Raw genomic sequence first — 13,871 nt, forward strand, 5'->3', positions numbered from 1 at the left:
GCGATGCTACAACTATAGAGTTAAAGCGCCGGATCAAATGGGGGAATACAGCCGTGTTTTGCCGCCTGTTTTTTTTCCGCAGGCCACGGTAGTTGCGTTGACCTGCCCGGCTGGCTGCATTACCCTTGTTGTTTCGATATATGCCATTTCGCATTTTGCCTGCGGAACGACTGTGATCAACATGCTATCCCTGCTTTGGAAATTGCAATGAAAAAAATCGTCGTTAAATTTGGTGGCTCCAACCTGCGCCAGCCTGAAGATATCAGCCGCGTTGTCAATGTCGTGCAAAGTTACCAACAGCCGCTGGTGCTGGTGGTGTCGGCATTTTATGGCATTACCAATGCCCTCATCGCCTGCGTACAAGCTGCACGGGAGGGTGCAGGCACGGCAGCTGCCCTGGCCGAGAGCAAGGATTACACGCAAAACCTGCGTGCCCTGAAGAAGCAGATACTTGAAGCGAATATCAGCGATGCCACAACCCGTGCACGTGTAGAAAAAGCACTGTCAGCGCGCCTTGATCAGCTCGACCGTTACCTGACTGGCATACACTGCATAGGTGATGTGCCTACCTTCGTCAATGATGCCATCCTCAGCTATGGTGAGCGCCTGTCCAGCCTGTTGCTGACTGAAGTGTTGCTCAGCCATGGCATACGCGTGCGCGAGGCCTTGCCAGAAGACATAGGCCTGGTCACTGATGGCGTGTTTGGCAACGCTGCCTGTGATTTTGATGCCAGCGCCCCAGCTGTTTCCAAAGCCTTGCAAGGCAATGAAGTCATCGTCGTGCCGGGTTTTTATGGTGTTGACCGTGATGGCAAAGCCACGCTATTTGGCCGTGGCGGCTCCGATTATTCAGCAGCATCCATCGCTTGCTGCATAGGTGCAGAATCGCTGGATGTATGGAAGGATGTGGATGGTTTCCTCAGTGCAGACCCTGGCACGGTGAGCGCGCCACATACGATTAAGCAATTGAATTATCTGGAAGCAGCAGAGCTGTCTTACTTCGGTGCCAAGATCTTGCACCCACGCACAGTAGAGCCTTTGTTTGACCAGAATATCCCTATCCGCATCTTGAACATCACCCGCCCTGAGCGCGGCCTCTTGCCTTACACCATCATCAATGCACAACGCAAGGTAACGCGTGATGTGGTGAAGAGCGTTACCTCGACAGAAGACGTGGCGATCCTGAAACTGCACGGCCCTGGCGTGGGGTTCAAACCCGGCATCCTGGCGCAGGTGACCAATACGCTGGATGCCAACGGCATCAATATCAAGAGCGTGCTGACGGCCCAGACTGCCATCAATATCCTGGTATCCCGTGATCATCTCGATGCTGGCTATGCGGCACTGGTAGAGCATCATCTGGCCGGTGTGGTGGAAGTATCACGTAACGCAGATGTGGCTATTGTCGCTGTGGTTGGTGACGGTGTGCTGCAAGCGTCTGATGTAGGTGGCGCAATCGCCAGCCGTGCCTTGTCCGCTGCGATTGCAGCTGGCGTGCATGTCTGCCTGGCAGCTGCGGGGGCCAGCGAGGTGGCGGCTTATATGCTGGTGCAGCAAGAGGACAGGAAACTGGCTTTGCAGGCGATACATGCGGAGTTTTTTGGGGGATGAGGGGTTGGGATGTCTGCAGCTTTTGTTTTGATGAAAGTTTGGTTTTGATGCTTGCCAGCAAAAAAATGTCTATGGTGACCAACGAAAGCCGCTAGGCTCCAGCCTGCGCTGGAGCGACGAAGCAGGGGCTAGTCGCTTTGCACAGACCTTGAGCTTTTGTTCTCAAAACGAGGACGGTTCTGGTATTACTCAAACTCTCAAATTCGTCGCTCCAGCGCAGGCTGGAGCCCAGCGGCGTTTGTTGCCAACCAATCAAGTGGCTCAATATGTGCGGCCTATGACATCCGCGCTCAAAAAATTGACTAATCTCATTTACCTGCTCTCGCTCATTTTCGACACATTTTTTTCTGCAAAAATTTACTAGACGACTGGTCTAATTTGTTTTAGAATTCAAAACTATGAACACTCCGCGCACCGATGTCAGGCAACACATCCTCGATACAGCCAAGCCCATTATCCTGGGCAAGGGCTTTTCCGTGGTCGGTCTGAACGAGGTGTTGAAAGCAGCAGCGGTGCCCAAGGGTTCGTTTTATCATTATTTCAAGTCCAAGGAATTATTTGGCGAAGCCTTGCTGGATGATTATTTTGCCGGTTACCTGGCAGCAGTTGATGTCGTATTGAAAAATACGGATATACCAGCAGCCAAGCGTCTCATGCGTTACTGGCAGGGCTGGTTGCCCGAACGCCCGGGTGAAAGCGTGCAATGCCAGTGCCTGGCGGCCAAGCTGGGTGGCGAAGTATCAGACTTGTCTGAAGCCATGCGCCTGGCCTTGCAACATGGCACTGATAGCATTATTGCCAGACTGGCAGATTGCATGCGCGAGGGTATCAACGACGGTTCTCTGCCTGTGGACCTCGATGCAGATCATTGCTCACTGACCCTGTACCAGATGTGGCTGGGCGCCACGCTGCTGACCAAGATGCGGCGTGACATGAGTGCACTGGAAAGTGCGATGTTGGCTACCCGCAAGATGCTCAAGCTGTAAAGTCCAGAACCTGAAACACCAAGTGCATTCCCCTTAGTGAATATAGTTATGAACATTTTATAAATCACTTATTATCAATTTTTTCTAGACGACCAGTCTAATTTTTATCTTGAAGTACCCTGGGTTGGCTACACATAGAGTTCTGGATTTGCTTACCCAATCAAGTTTTACCATAAGTTTGCCCACAAGTATTTTTGCTGCTCATACGCCCAATAAAGGAATTAAGAAATGTTATTCAATCCTCTGCAAACCGGTTCTGTATCCCTCGCTAACCGCATCCTGATGGCACCACTGACACGTGCACGTGCTGATGCAGGTCACATGCCTAACGCCCTGATGGCGGAATACTATAGCCAGCGCGCCACTGCCGGCCTGATCGTGACTGAATGCACGATGGTGGCTGAAAACACATCCGCTTTCTACGCTGAACCAGGCATCTATAATGCAGAACAAATCGCTGCATGGAAAGTCGTGACTGACGCCGTGCATGCCAAAGGCGGCAAGATTTTCATGCAGATCTGGCACGCTGGCCGTGCTGCTGTTCCTGCCTTCAACAACGGTGTTGAAAACGTCGGCCCTAGCGCCATCGCGATTGACAGCGAAGTGCATACACCAAACGGTAAAGTACCAAATGCCGTGCCACGCGAATTGCGTCTCGATGAAATTCCTGCCTTGGTTGCCGCTTATGCACAAGGTGCAAAAAATGCGATTGCTGCTGGCTTTGATGGTGTAGAAGTGCATGGTGCCAATGGCTACCTGATTGATCAGTTCCTGCGTGACAGCGCCAACACACGCACTGACAGCTATGGTGGTTCCATAGAAAACCGTGCGCGCTTTTTGTTTGAAGTATTGACAGCAGTCAGTGCTGCAATTGGTTCAGACAAAGTTGGCCTGCGTCTGTCGCCTATCAACAGCTATAACAGCATGAAAGACAGTGATCCACTGGCCCTGATTTCTTATCTGACTACACGCCTGAATGAATTCAAACTGGCGTATTTGCACCTGATGCGTTCTGACTTCTTCCAGGCACAGACTGGTGATGTATTGACGATCGCCCGCGCCAACTACAAAGGTGTGTTGATCGGCAATATGGGTTACAACGCTGACGAAGCTGCGCAAGCGATCAGTAATTCCACACTGGATGCAGTGGCATTTGGCACCAGCTTCCTGGCCAACCCTGACCTGCCTGCACGTATCAAGCAAGGCGCGGCATTGAATGCTCCTGATGCAGCGACTTTCTATACACCGGGCGCAAAAGGCTATACTGATTATCCTAGCCTGCAAGCTGCTTAACACATGATGAGCACACGATGTAGCGCATGACGCAACGCAGGTAATACCGCTCAAGTAATGCGATGAAAGGCCGACCAAATTGGTTGGCCTTTTTTATTTTCTTCCGAAAAACAGAGGTGAAACAGTTTGTAAGATATTTCTCCAAGTCATCATCTGGTAACTCTTGAGCCTTACATTCCTGCCAACGCCAACATGATGGCAGCGAAGCATATCTGGCCAATTGTATTGGCCTCATTTTTGTAATGCATATTGAGGAATAACTTGATGAGACATTTATCCAGACACGCTGCGCGCTTGCTGTGCGCGGTATTTGCAGGCATGAGCCTGAGCGCCTGTGGCGGTAATAGCAGCGAGCCTGTAGATTTTCAAAACCCTGGCATTTCCTGGCCACCATTGCCGACAGTCACCGGCCACAGAGGTGCATCTGCACTGCGCCCTGAACATACGCTGGCTTCTTATCAAAGAGCGATAGATGACGGTGCAGATATTGTTGAGCCTGACCTGGTAGCCACCAAGGATGGTGTCTTGGTCGCACGCCATGAAAATGAAATTTCAGGCACGACCAATGTATCGACACTGCCGCAATTCGCTGCCCGCAAAACCACCAAGACCATAGATGGCATCCCTGTCACTGGCTGGTTCACTGAAGATTTTACGCTGGCAGAATTGAAGACCATACGCGCCAAGGAACGCATCCCGGCAAACCGCCCTGCCAACACGGCTTATGATGGACAGTTTGAAATACCAACGCTGCAAGAAGTCATTGACCTGGTCAAGCAACAGGCAAAAGAAAAGAACCGCGTCATTGGCATTTACCCTGAAACCAAGCATCCGACTTACTTCAAATCCATAGGCTTGCCTTTGGAAAAACGTCTGGTCGATGCGCTGGTGGCGAATGGCTACAAGGGTAAAAATGCTGCCGTCTTCATCCAGTCTTTTGAAGTGGCGAATCTGAAAGAACTCCGTGGCATGACAGAGATGCGTCTGGTGCAACTGGTTGATAATCCGCTGAACCCGCCAGTCAATGGCGTACCACGCAATGCGCCGTATGACTTTATCGCCGCTGGCAGCAACCGTACTTATGCTGACCTGGTCACTCCGGCAGGCTTGAAAGAAATCGCACAATATGCAGATGCAGTATCGCCGTACAAGGAAGTCATCATCCCGCGCGATGCGAAGAATGAACTGGGTGCAACGACCAGCTTTGTCACTGATGCGCACGCTGCTGGCTTGAAGGTACACACCTGGACACTGCGCCCGGAAAATCCCTTCCTGCCACCTAGCATGCGCCTAGGTGATCCTGCTTCATTGACGCAGCGTGGTGACTCTATTGCAGAGATCACTGCTTACCTGAAAGCGGGTATCGACGGTTTCTTTACCGATGATCCTTCTGTTGGCCGTGCTGCTGTGACTGCGTTCAAGAAGTAAGCTTCTTTGCAGTATTAATGCAAATGCCTGGATTTTGATCCAGGCATTTTTTTGTTTAAACTTGTTTTAAGCGGCAGGCAAAGAAATCTAGTATCTCATCCCGCGCAGCGATGGTTGGCTGCCCTTCCTCATCGATCAGGTGCGCCGTCACCACGCTATGCGGTGTCGTTACGTAGCGTTTAAAAAAGGGCGCCGTATCCTGATTGGCAGCGCTGTCTGGCAACACCTTGCTGATGAAGCGATCGCCCAAGGCTTCTGAAAATGCCGCAAAACGCTGGGCACGACAAAATGCATCGCCCGCAAAACGATAAGCCATGACCGTCAGGTCTTCTGCCTCCAGGCGCTGGCGTACGGCTTGCAAATCGGCTGAGTCTATCCCCGTGCCTGCCGGGTCATCCATAGGCAAGGATGGCTGCGATACTACTGGTGCAAGCACCGCTGGTTCCAGCATCATGGACAAGGCAAAGTTACCCGTGAAGCACATGCCTATTGCACCCACGCCTGGGCCACCAGATTCTTCATGCGCAAGCCTCGCCAGCGCCCTCAGCCATAGCGTGACCGGGCTGGACCCTTTGCCAGCAAAGGCACGGAACTCTGCACTGACACAAGCTTTCTGGAACACGGCTGCACCCTCTTCTGCCGATGCGACCACACCATCCCTTCCAAACAGCGAAGGCATATATACGGTGAAACCGGCATCGCGCACCCAGCGCGCAAAGCGTGCCACATGCGGGCTGATGCCGGGCATCTCTGTCATGACGATGACGGCAGGCCCTGTGCCAGTGACATAGACACGTTTGCTAACTTCATTGAGCGTGATCTCGCGTGCGCTGAAGTCGCTGAGTGGATCATCTGCATGCATGTCCTGTTTAGTACTAAAACTGATTCCCTGTATCGGTATTTGCGTAAATTCCATTTTCGACATAAGCACTCCTGATTTCAAACCACTGAATATCAAAACCTCTCAACACAGAGGCACAGAGACACAGAGGAAAAGCATAGAGAAATTCTTGTCATTGCGTATTAATTGCAATGACAAAGAAAAATGATTTTCCGTAAAAGGCTTTTCTCCTGCCTTTCTCTGTGTCTCCGTGTCTCTCTGGTGAGAGGTCTTAAAGTAATAAGTGTAGGCCAGCGCCAGATACAGGAATAGCGGCGGTTCAGCCAGAATCAAGGCGGAATTGGACATTTGCAAACGGCATGTAGAATACGGTACCGTCAATCGCAGTTTCGATCACAATTTAGCGGAGCATAAACCCATGCTGATCTGGTGCAGGCTGCAATATCTTTTATCTTTAGCCTTGAAACTGTTATTACTAAGCAGTTTTGCAGTACAGGCACAAGCCGCCGATACGCTCAAAGTTGGCTCCAAGCGTTTTACTGAATCCTATGTGCTGGGAGAAATCCTGACGCAAACTGCGGCAGCACATAATCCTGCTCTACATCAGCAAGGGCTGGGTAATACTGCCATTGTCTTCAATGCACTCAAGAATGGCAGCATTGATGTCTATCCCGAGTATATGGGTACCATCAATACCGAGATACTCAAGCATGAAAACGCCATCAGCATGCAGGAGATGCGGGTTGAACTGGCTAAACAAGGTCTGGGAGTTGCTGTTCCTATGGGTTTTAATAATACCTACGCATTGGCGATGCGGCCTGAAGCTCCTGACATAAAATCACTCACTGATCTGGCGACAAAAACTGATGTACGCTTTGGACTCTCGCATGAATTTTTAGGCCGCGCCGATGGCTGGCCAGGTCTGGTCAAACGCTATCACTTACCGCAACAAGCTAGCGGGCTGGATCATGGCATCGCTTACGAGGCACTGAATGCCAAACAAGTGGATGTTATTGATATTTATTCCACCGATGCCAAGATCAAGCAGCTTGGTTTGCGCGTGCTGGTAGATGATGCAAATTATTTCCCGCGTTATGACGCAGTCTTGCTATACCGTCTGAACGTGCCAGCACGATTCCCACAAGCCTGGGCAGCTATACAGAAACTGGAAGGCAAGATAGACAATGCACAAATGATAGCGATGAATGCAGCCGTAGAAATTGACGGGCAGAGCTTTGCCCAGGCGGCTCAGCAATTTTTGGCAAGGTCACCGGCAAGTGTTGAACGAGCCAGTTTTATGTCAAAATTATTTGGTGCAGATTTTTTGAAGCTGACCTGGCAGCATCTGACACTGGTATTGCTGTCAGTTGCGCTGGCCTGTTTAGTGGGTATGCCGCTGGGCATCATCGCCGCCTTTGCCCCACGCTTGCGCGAAGTCGTCATGGCGACTGTCGGCATTTTGCAAACCATCCCCTCACTGGCCTTGCTGGCGATGTTGATACCGCTGCTGGGCAGGATAGGTTTTGCCCCCGCCCTGATCACCCTGTCGCTGTATGCCCTGCTGCCCATCGTCCGTAATACCTGCGTAGGTCTGGTGCAGGTACCCACTGGATTACGCCTGGCTGCGCAAGCCCTGGGCCTGTCATCACGAGACCGCTTGCTAAATATAGACTTGCCTCTGGCCCTGCCTATGATACTGGCGGGTGTGAAGACGGCAGCAGTCATGAGCGTGGGTACGGCAACCATCGCCGCCTTCATCGGTGCAGGTGGTTACGGCGAACGCATCACCATAGGCCTGGCCTTGAATGACAACCAGATGCTGCTGGCAGGTGCCTTGCCTGCGGCGGCTCTGGCTTTGTTGACGCAGTGGGGGTTTGATTTGTTGGAGAGGGTGGTGGTGAGGAGAAGAAATTGAAGGGTAAAGGAAAATGTTCTATGCAATTCCCTCCCTTTCAAGGGGAGGGTTAGGGTGGGGATGGGTTTCGGTTGATTCACCGATAATCAAACTGTGATAGAACCCCATCCCCATCCCAACCTTCCCCTTGAAGGGGAAGGAGTTAAATCACACGCCGCACGAAACACAATAATCGCCATTGTGTACACAAAAGAACAATGCCTACCAGAAAGCAGCCCCCTTTGGTAATATGCATCCGGTTCGATCTTCCTGATCAATCCTGAAAACCTGATTTCCCTGCTGCAATAACCTGCCCGGAAAAGTTCTTTTGATTTCGCCCGCCCATCATGTCGCTGCATCACCACCAGTCTGGCGCTTTGCCAGGGCGGCGGCGCTTGGGGTTTTGTGCGTGGCGTTTTGCACTATCGAAGTTCATGCAGCCACGCCGCAATCCGACAGCACGCTGCAAGTCTTGCACTGGTGGACCTCTGCCAGCGAACGCAAGGCAGCCAGCTTGCTGGCTGCACGCATGGCGGATGAAGGCATTACCTGGCGCGATGCAGGCATACCCGGTGGTGCAGGCATAGGTGCGGGCAAGGTATTGAAGAGCCGCGTGCTGGCGAATGATGCGCCTGAGGTCACGCAAATCATTGGCGTCTCCATACGCGAATGGGCAGACCTGGGTTTCCTGCTTGAGCTGGACAAGGTTGCGGCGGCAAATAAATGGAATACCAGTTTCTTCCCGACCATACAAAACCTGATACAGCACCGCAAACATGTGGTGGCTGCACCACTGGGCATACACCGCATTAACACCCTGTTTTATAACAAGAAAATATTCGCCTCGCTGAAGCTGTCAGCACCAGAAAACTGGGATGAACTGGTCACCGTCGCAGCCAGGCTAAAAGCAGCGGGGGTGATACCACTGGCACAAAGCAGCGAGCCATGGCAAGTTGCCACTCTGTTTGAAAACCTCATCTTGATCGAAGGTGGGCCAGAATACCACCGCGAATTATTCGTCAAACAAAATGCCCAGGCCGTGATGGACAAACGCTTCAGCCATGCGCTGGAACGCTTGCGCCAGATGAAAAGCTGGATGAATAATCCTGTTGATGAACGCCCGTGGACAGAGGTGGTGAAGCAGTTTTCCAAAAACGAGGCGGCCATGATGATCACCGGCGACTGGGTCAAGGGTGAACTCAATGATGGCGGTTTTGTCACTGACGAGGCTTTTTCCTGCACCGCAATGCCAGGCACGGGCAAGTATCACCTGTATAGCGTCGATACTTTTTCGATGTTCACCAATGACTATTCGCGCATTGCCGCACAAGAAAAACTGGCCCGCCTGGTCGCCACGCCAGCAGTGCAGGTTGACTACAATGCCGTCAAGGGCTCGGTATCGGTAAGGCGTGATGCTGATCCAACCCGCATGGATAGCTGTGCCCGTGCATCCTGGAATGCCTTTGCCCAGGGGGCAACCACGCAAGCCCCCAGCCTGGTGCACCGCATGGCTACGGATGAAACCAGCAAAGATGCCATCATTGCTGTGATACACAGATATTTTATCGATGCCACGGTCAGCCCAGCCGACACCCAAGCCAGGCTGGTGGCGATGTACAAGACATTTGGCAATAATAAAAAACAAACTCCATAAGATGTGAGGCAGACAAAGATGACACGCAAAATACTGATAGTCGACGATGACCAGAAAACCCGGGTTTTACTGAAAACCTATCTGGAAAAAAATCAGTATGAAGTCATCCTCTCGCACAATGGCGAGAGCTTCGTGGCTGAATTCAACAGCCAGATGAACCAGTTGTCACTGGTGATCCTTGATGTGATGTTGCCCGATACCGATGGCTTTGCCCTGTGCAAGGTCGTGCGACAAAAATCCAATATCCCCATCATCATGTTGACGGCCAGCTCAGACGACACTGACCGCATTGTCGGTCTCGAACTGGGGGCCGATGACTACATCGCCAAACCCTATAACCCGCGTGAACTGCTGGCGCGCATCAAGGCGATACTACGCCGTACTGCAACTACCGATGTGGCGGCAGCACCACGCTATTACCGCTTCCTGGGTTTTACGCTGGACCTGGTAGAGCGCAAGGTTACTGATAATGCCGGCGAACTGGTGGCGCTGACCGGGCTGGATTATCAGTTGCTGAAGTATTTTGTCGAGCACCCTGGCGATGTGCTGGACCGCAATGTGCTGTCAGAAGAAACTCGTGGCCGCGATGCTGGTCCATTGGATCGCTCACTCGATGTACAGATCAGCCGCCTGCGCCTGTTGCTCAAGGATGACAGCAAGCAACCTACCCTGATCAAGACCGTACGCGGGGCTGGTTATGTATTTTCTGCCGACGTGAGCGTGGCCAGTGCCTGAATCTGCCCTCATGCTCAGGCGCTGGCTGCCGCAATCGCTGCTGGGCCGCTTGTCGCTGGTCATGGTGTGCGGCGTGCTGCTGACGCAGCTCGTGGGCAGCGCCATCTGGACCACCCAGCAACGCGCCAAGGCCGAGATAGAAGCGACCACGGCAGCGCAATACCTGGCGCACAGTGCATCAAGCGCGATACGTTTCTTCCGCAGCCTGCCGCCGAATTACCGCACCGTGCTGATACAGCAATTCCGCGAAATGGGGGGGACGCGCTTTTTTGTACAGGCTAACAATGCCTATGTACCCATCACAGAAATAGAATCGCAGGCGCTGGCGCATACAGTGCTGGGCAAGGTCGGCAATACCCTCAAGACTGACTTGCCGCAATATCCTGAATTCAAAATCGCCTTTGCCTGGCCAGATCAACTGACCACATCTGTCGAAGGTACCCGCATCACCGATTTGCCCGAAAGCTGGGTGCAGCATATCTTGCTCATCAAGCCAGAACCTGCTCCCGTGCTGGTGATACAGACCGAGCTGGAACCGGGCAACTGGTTGTACCTGGCGGCTCTCATGCCCAACCCCTATTTTTTGAAGGGCAACGACCCTCTGTCTTTTGACCGCCTGGTCTTGCAGGGCCTGTCACTGGCTGCTGTATTGCTGCTCTCCATCATGGTGGTACGCTGGATCACGCGGCCACTGGCGGCTTTATCGGATGCGGCTGCAGCCTTTGGCAAGGGTGAGCAGGTGCCAGATTTGCCAGAGACAGGCAGCAAGGAATTCATCAACACCGCCCGCGCCTTTAGCGCCATGCGCCAGCGCATACAAAGCTATATCGAAGACCGTGAGCGCCTGTTCATTTCCATCTCACATGATCTGCGCACGCCTATTACGCGCCTCAAACTACGCTCAGAGCTGCTTGACGATGATGTCTTGCGTGGTGAATTTGAAGAAGACCTGGATGACCTCGACATGATGGTCAAGGGTGCATTGCAATGCGTGAAGGATAGCGACATCCATGAAAACCCCACTGAAGTCAGGCTGGACCCGTTGATACGCAGGCTGGTACGCAGCGCTCACCTGGCCAAGCACAATGTGGAGTTTGCAGACTCAGGCGTGACCGTATATGGCAAACCACTGGCGCTGAAACGCGCGATAGGCAATCTGCTCGACAATGCCCTTTATTATGGCGAACGTGCAGAGATCAGCGTACGGGCCGGGACTGATGCAGTCATCATAGAAGTACGCGACCATGGCCCTGGTGTGCCTGAAGATGCCCTGCCCAGCCTGTTTGATCCCTATGTGCGCCTGGTGCATGGCCGCAGCCAGAATGAAAGCGGCATGGGACTGGGCTTGGGCATAGCCCGCAGCGTTGTCGAAGCCCATGGCGGTACGCTGGTGCTGGAAAATCATCCCGAAGGCGGACTGAAGGCCATCATCAGCCTGCCCAGCGAGGGCAATGCCTGACCTGGCATATCACTCTCATTTCAAAAACTCTACCTGCTTAAGCTTGTCGTTTGAGGACAAGCTGGCATCCCTCTGCGCGAATCACAACACCTGAATCTGGACTTTTGTAAAGTTTTGTAAGGAATTCTTAAGTTAAGTTTTGTCAGCTTGGGAATTCGCACGCCTGCAAATCATCCATGCCCTAGCGAACAGCAATGCCATCGCAAAAACCGGGTAAGGATTTGTAAGTTGTTCACCTGACCAGTTCACACAAACTCCCAATAAATCAATCACTTATAAAAAGACGCACTAAACAGATATGCAAGTGGCATTACATTCATCGCATTGCTAGTATCGGTTTCAAGTAATTCATTTATATCGATAAATCGATGAGATAAGAGCATTTGTAAAGCTGTTGAAACTCCTTCCCCTTCAAGGGGAGATTTGTGGGAATTCGCAAAGCATGCTTTGCACCGCAAATTTCCCAGCCGCCTGCAAGCGGCGCGGTGGAATGGGTGGGACTGTTTTAGCCCCTTCCCCTTCAAGGGGAAGGTTGGGATGGGGATGGGTTTCTATCGCAATTTGACTTCAGGTCAATCAACCGAAACCCATCCCCACCCTAACCCTCTCCCTTGAAGGGGAGGGGATTTAAAAGTGTTTTACCGGATAAATATTCTTAACAGGATTTCTCTTGAACCGCTTCCCCCACATCGCCATGTTATGCGCCGCCGCCATGATGAGCACTGCCAATGCTGGCACGCTCGTCCTGGAAAGCTGGCGCGTGGATGACAAGGCTTTGTGGGAAACAGTACTGATACCTGCATTTGCCAAACGCCACTCCGGCATAGACATACGCTTTGCGCCCACCACACCGACAGAATACGACAGCAGCCTGCAAGCACATTTTGCCAATGGTACAGCCGGTGACCTGGTAGCTTGCCGCCCGTTTGATGTGTCACAGTCTTTATACAACAAAGGCTATCTGGAAAAACTGGATGGCAAGCCGGGCATGGAACATTTTGAAGCGACCGCCCTGCTGGCCTGGCAGACCGATGATGCGAAAACGACTTTTTGCATGCCAGTGGCATCTGTCATCCACGGTTTCTTGTACAACAAAAAAATCTTCAAGAAACTCAATCTGCAGGCCCCAAAAACCCAAGCAGAATTTTTGACTGTGCTGGATGCAGTAAAAAAGAATGGAGCCTACGTTCCTTTAGCGCTGGGCACAGCAGAAAAGTGGGAAGCCACACAAACCCTGTTCACCAGCATAGGCCCCAACTACTGGCATGGCGAAGCAGGCCGCAAGGCGCTTATCGCTGGCAAGGCAAGATTTACAGATGCACAGTATGTCGCCGCCTTTGATTATGCCGCCAAACTGGGTTCGTATCTGCCCAGCACGGCCAGCACGCAAACCTATAGCGACAGCCAGCATCAATTCGCTTCTGGCAAGGCGGCCGTCTACCCGGTTGGGTCCTGGGATATCTCTTACTTCAATCAGGTGCAGGGGCTGGACTTTGGTGTATTTGCACCACCGGTGCGCGCAACTGGTGACAAATGCTACATCCTGGATCACATGGATATAGGCATAGGCATCAACAAAAAATCCCGCAACAAGGAAGATGCCTACAAGTTTATCGAATGGCTGGGCTCGCAAGAATTTGCTGATTTATATACCAACCGTGTCACCGGATTTTTTTCACTGTCGAATCACCTGATCGCCGTGCGCGACCCCATAGGCAAGCAAATGATGGAGTGGCGAACAGCGTGCGAATCCAGCATACGCGTCAATGCACAGATATTGAACCGTGGCCAGCCGAGCATGGAACAGGAATTATGGAATGTGAATGCCGATCTTTTGAATGGCACGGTCACAGGCAAGGAAGCAGCCGCAAGAATACAAAACAGTGTTGCAAGTGCGAATAAGTTTAAGCGATGAGAGTTTAAGCGATGAGAGTTCAAGCGTTAAGATCATACCTCCCCCAAGTCGTATG

General features: G+C 52.1%; 11 protein-coding genes. 9 read left to right on the forward strand and 2 right to left on the reverse strand.

Features of this window, described 5'->3' with window-relative positions; all coding sequences use genetic code 11:
• Positions 1-33: 33 nt before the first annotated feature.
• Positions 34-183, reverse strand: a complete 150-nt coding sequence (locus ACO0LD_RS09720) for a hypothetical protein (RefSeq protein WP_423006165.1) — start codon at positions 181-183, stop codon at positions 34-36.
• A gap of 24 nt (positions 184-207) precedes the next feature.
• Here ACO0LD_RS09720 and ACO0LD_RS09725 point away from each other — a divergent pair, with 24 nt between their 5' ends.
• The 4 genes from ACO0LD_RS09725 to ACO0LD_RS09740 all read left to right on the forward strand — a co-directional run bounded on the left by ACO0LD_RS09725 (position 208) and on the right by ACO0LD_RS09740 (position 5,318).
• Positions 208-1,611 carry an aspartate kinase gene (locus tag ACO0LD_RS09725; RefSeq protein ID WP_423006167.1) on the forward strand — a complete coding sequence of 468 codons (1,404 nt, stop codon included), beginning with the start codon at positions 208-210 and terminating at the stop codon, positions 1,609-1,611.
• Positions 1,612-2,009: 398 nt separating this feature from the next.
• The gene (locus ACO0LD_RS09730; protein ID WP_423006169.1) at positions 2,010-2,597 is read left to right on the forward strand and encodes a TetR/AcrR family transcriptional regulator; all 588 of its coding nucleotides are present in this window, start codon (positions 2,010-2,012) and stop codon (positions 2,595-2,597) included.
• Positions 2,598-2,825: 228 nt separating this feature from the next.
• Positions 2,826-3,890, forward strand: coding sequence for an alkene reductase (locus ACO0LD_RS09735; RefSeq protein ID WP_423006171.1), 1,065 nt, complete (start codon positions 2,826-2,828; stop codon positions 3,888-3,890).
• 264 nt (positions 3,891-4,154) lie between these two features.
• On the forward strand, positions 4,155-5,318 hold the full coding sequence (locus tag ACO0LD_RS09740; protein WP_423006173.1) for a glycerophosphodiester phosphodiesterase: 1,164 nt from the start codon (positions 4,155-4,157) through the stop codon (positions 5,316-5,318).
• A 55-nt stretch (positions 5,319-5,373) separates the two neighbouring features.
• On the opposite strand, the gene ACO0LD_RS09745 is transcribed toward ACO0LD_RS09740, so the two are convergent.
• Positions 5,374-6,180: a dienelactone hydrolase family protein gene (locus ACO0LD_RS09745; protein ID WP_423006490.1), complete on the reverse strand. Its 807-nt coding sequence runs from the start codon at positions 6,178-6,180 to the stop codon at positions 5,374-5,376.
• A 397-nt stretch (positions 6,181-6,577) separates the two neighbouring features.
• Between ACO0LD_RS09745 and ACO0LD_RS09750 the strand changes: the two genes are divergently transcribed.
• The 5 genes from ACO0LD_RS09750 (at position 6,578) to ACO0LD_RS09770 (ending at position 13,816) form a co-directional block, all read left to right on the forward strand.
• Positions 6,578-8,074, forward strand: a complete 1,497-nt coding sequence (locus tag ACO0LD_RS09750) for a glycine betaine ABC transporter substrate-binding protein (protein WP_423006175.1) — start codon at positions 6,578-6,580, stop codon at positions 8,072-8,074.
• Positions 8,075-8,381: 307 nt separating this feature from the next.
• Positions 8,382-9,707: an ABC transporter substrate-binding protein gene (locus ACO0LD_RS09755; RefSeq protein WP_423006177.1), complete on the forward strand. Its 1,326-nt coding sequence runs from the start codon at positions 8,382-8,384 to the stop codon at positions 9,705-9,707.
• An 18-nt stretch (positions 9,708-9,725) separates the two neighbouring features.
• Positions 9,726-10,442 carry a response regulator gene (locus tag ACO0LD_RS09760; protein ID WP_423006179.1) on the forward strand — a complete coding sequence of 239 codons (717 nt, stop codon included), beginning with the start codon at positions 9,726-9,728 and terminating at the stop codon, positions 10,440-10,442.
• 10 nt (positions 10,443-10,452) lie between these two features.
• A complete protein-coding gene (locus tag ACO0LD_RS09765) occupies positions 10,453-11,901 on the forward strand; it encodes an ATP-binding protein (RefSeq protein WP_423006492.1) in 1,449 nt (482 codons plus the stop codon).
• 694 nt (positions 11,902-12,595) lie between these two features.
• Positions 12,596-13,816, forward strand: coding sequence for an ABC transporter substrate-binding protein (locus ACO0LD_RS09770; RefSeq protein WP_423006494.1), 1,221 nt, complete (start codon positions 12,596-12,598; stop codon positions 13,814-13,816).
• Positions 13,817-13,871 lie beyond the last annotated feature (55 nt).

The sequence above is a fragment of the Undibacterium sp. Ji83W genome (assembly GCF_049340385.1).
GTDB lineage: Bacteria > Pseudomonadota > Gammaproteobacteria > Burkholderiales > Burkholderiaceae_D > Undibacterium.

Bases quoted from the DNA above. Each gene is read 5' to 3' on its own strand.
- ACO0LD_RS09725 (WP_423006167.1), top strand. From the start codon at position 208: ATGAAAAAAATCGTCGTTAAATTTGGTGGCTCCAACCTGCGCCAGCCT.
- ACO0LD_RS09760 (WP_423006179.1), top strand. From the start codon at position 9,726: ATGACACGCAAAATACTGATAGTCGACGATGACCAGAAAACCCGGGTT.
- ACO0LD_RS09745 (WP_423006490.1), bottom strand. From the start codon at position 6,180: ATGCATGCAGATGATCCACTCAGCGACTTCAGCGCACGCGAGATCACG.
- ACO0LD_RS09730 (WP_423006169.1), top strand. From the start codon at position 2,010: ATGAACACTCCGCGCACCGATGTCAGGCAACACATCCTCGATACAGCC.
- ACO0LD_RS09765 (WP_423006492.1), top strand. From the start codon at position 10,453: ATGCTCAGGCGCTGGCTGCCGCAATCGCTGCTGGGCCGCTTGTCGCTG.
- ACO0LD_RS09750 (WP_423006175.1), top strand. From the start codon at position 6,578: ATGCTGATCTGGTGCAGGCTGCAATATCTTTTATCTTTAGCCTTGAAA.
- ACO0LD_RS09720 (WP_423006165.1), bottom strand. From the start codon at position 183: ATGTTGATCACAGTCGTTCCGCAGGCAAAATGCGAAATGGCATATATC.
- ACO0LD_RS09740 (WP_423006173.1), top strand. From the start codon at position 4,155: ATGAGACATTTATCCAGACACGCTGCGCGCTTGCTGTGCGCGGTATTT.
- ACO0LD_RS09735 (WP_423006171.1), top strand. From the start codon at position 2,826: ATGTTATTCAATCCTCTGCAAACCGGTTCTGTATCCCTCGCTAACCGC.
- ACO0LD_RS09770 (WP_423006494.1), top strand. From the start codon at position 12,596: ATGTTATGCGCCGCCGCCATGATGAGCACTGCCAATGCTGGCACGCTC.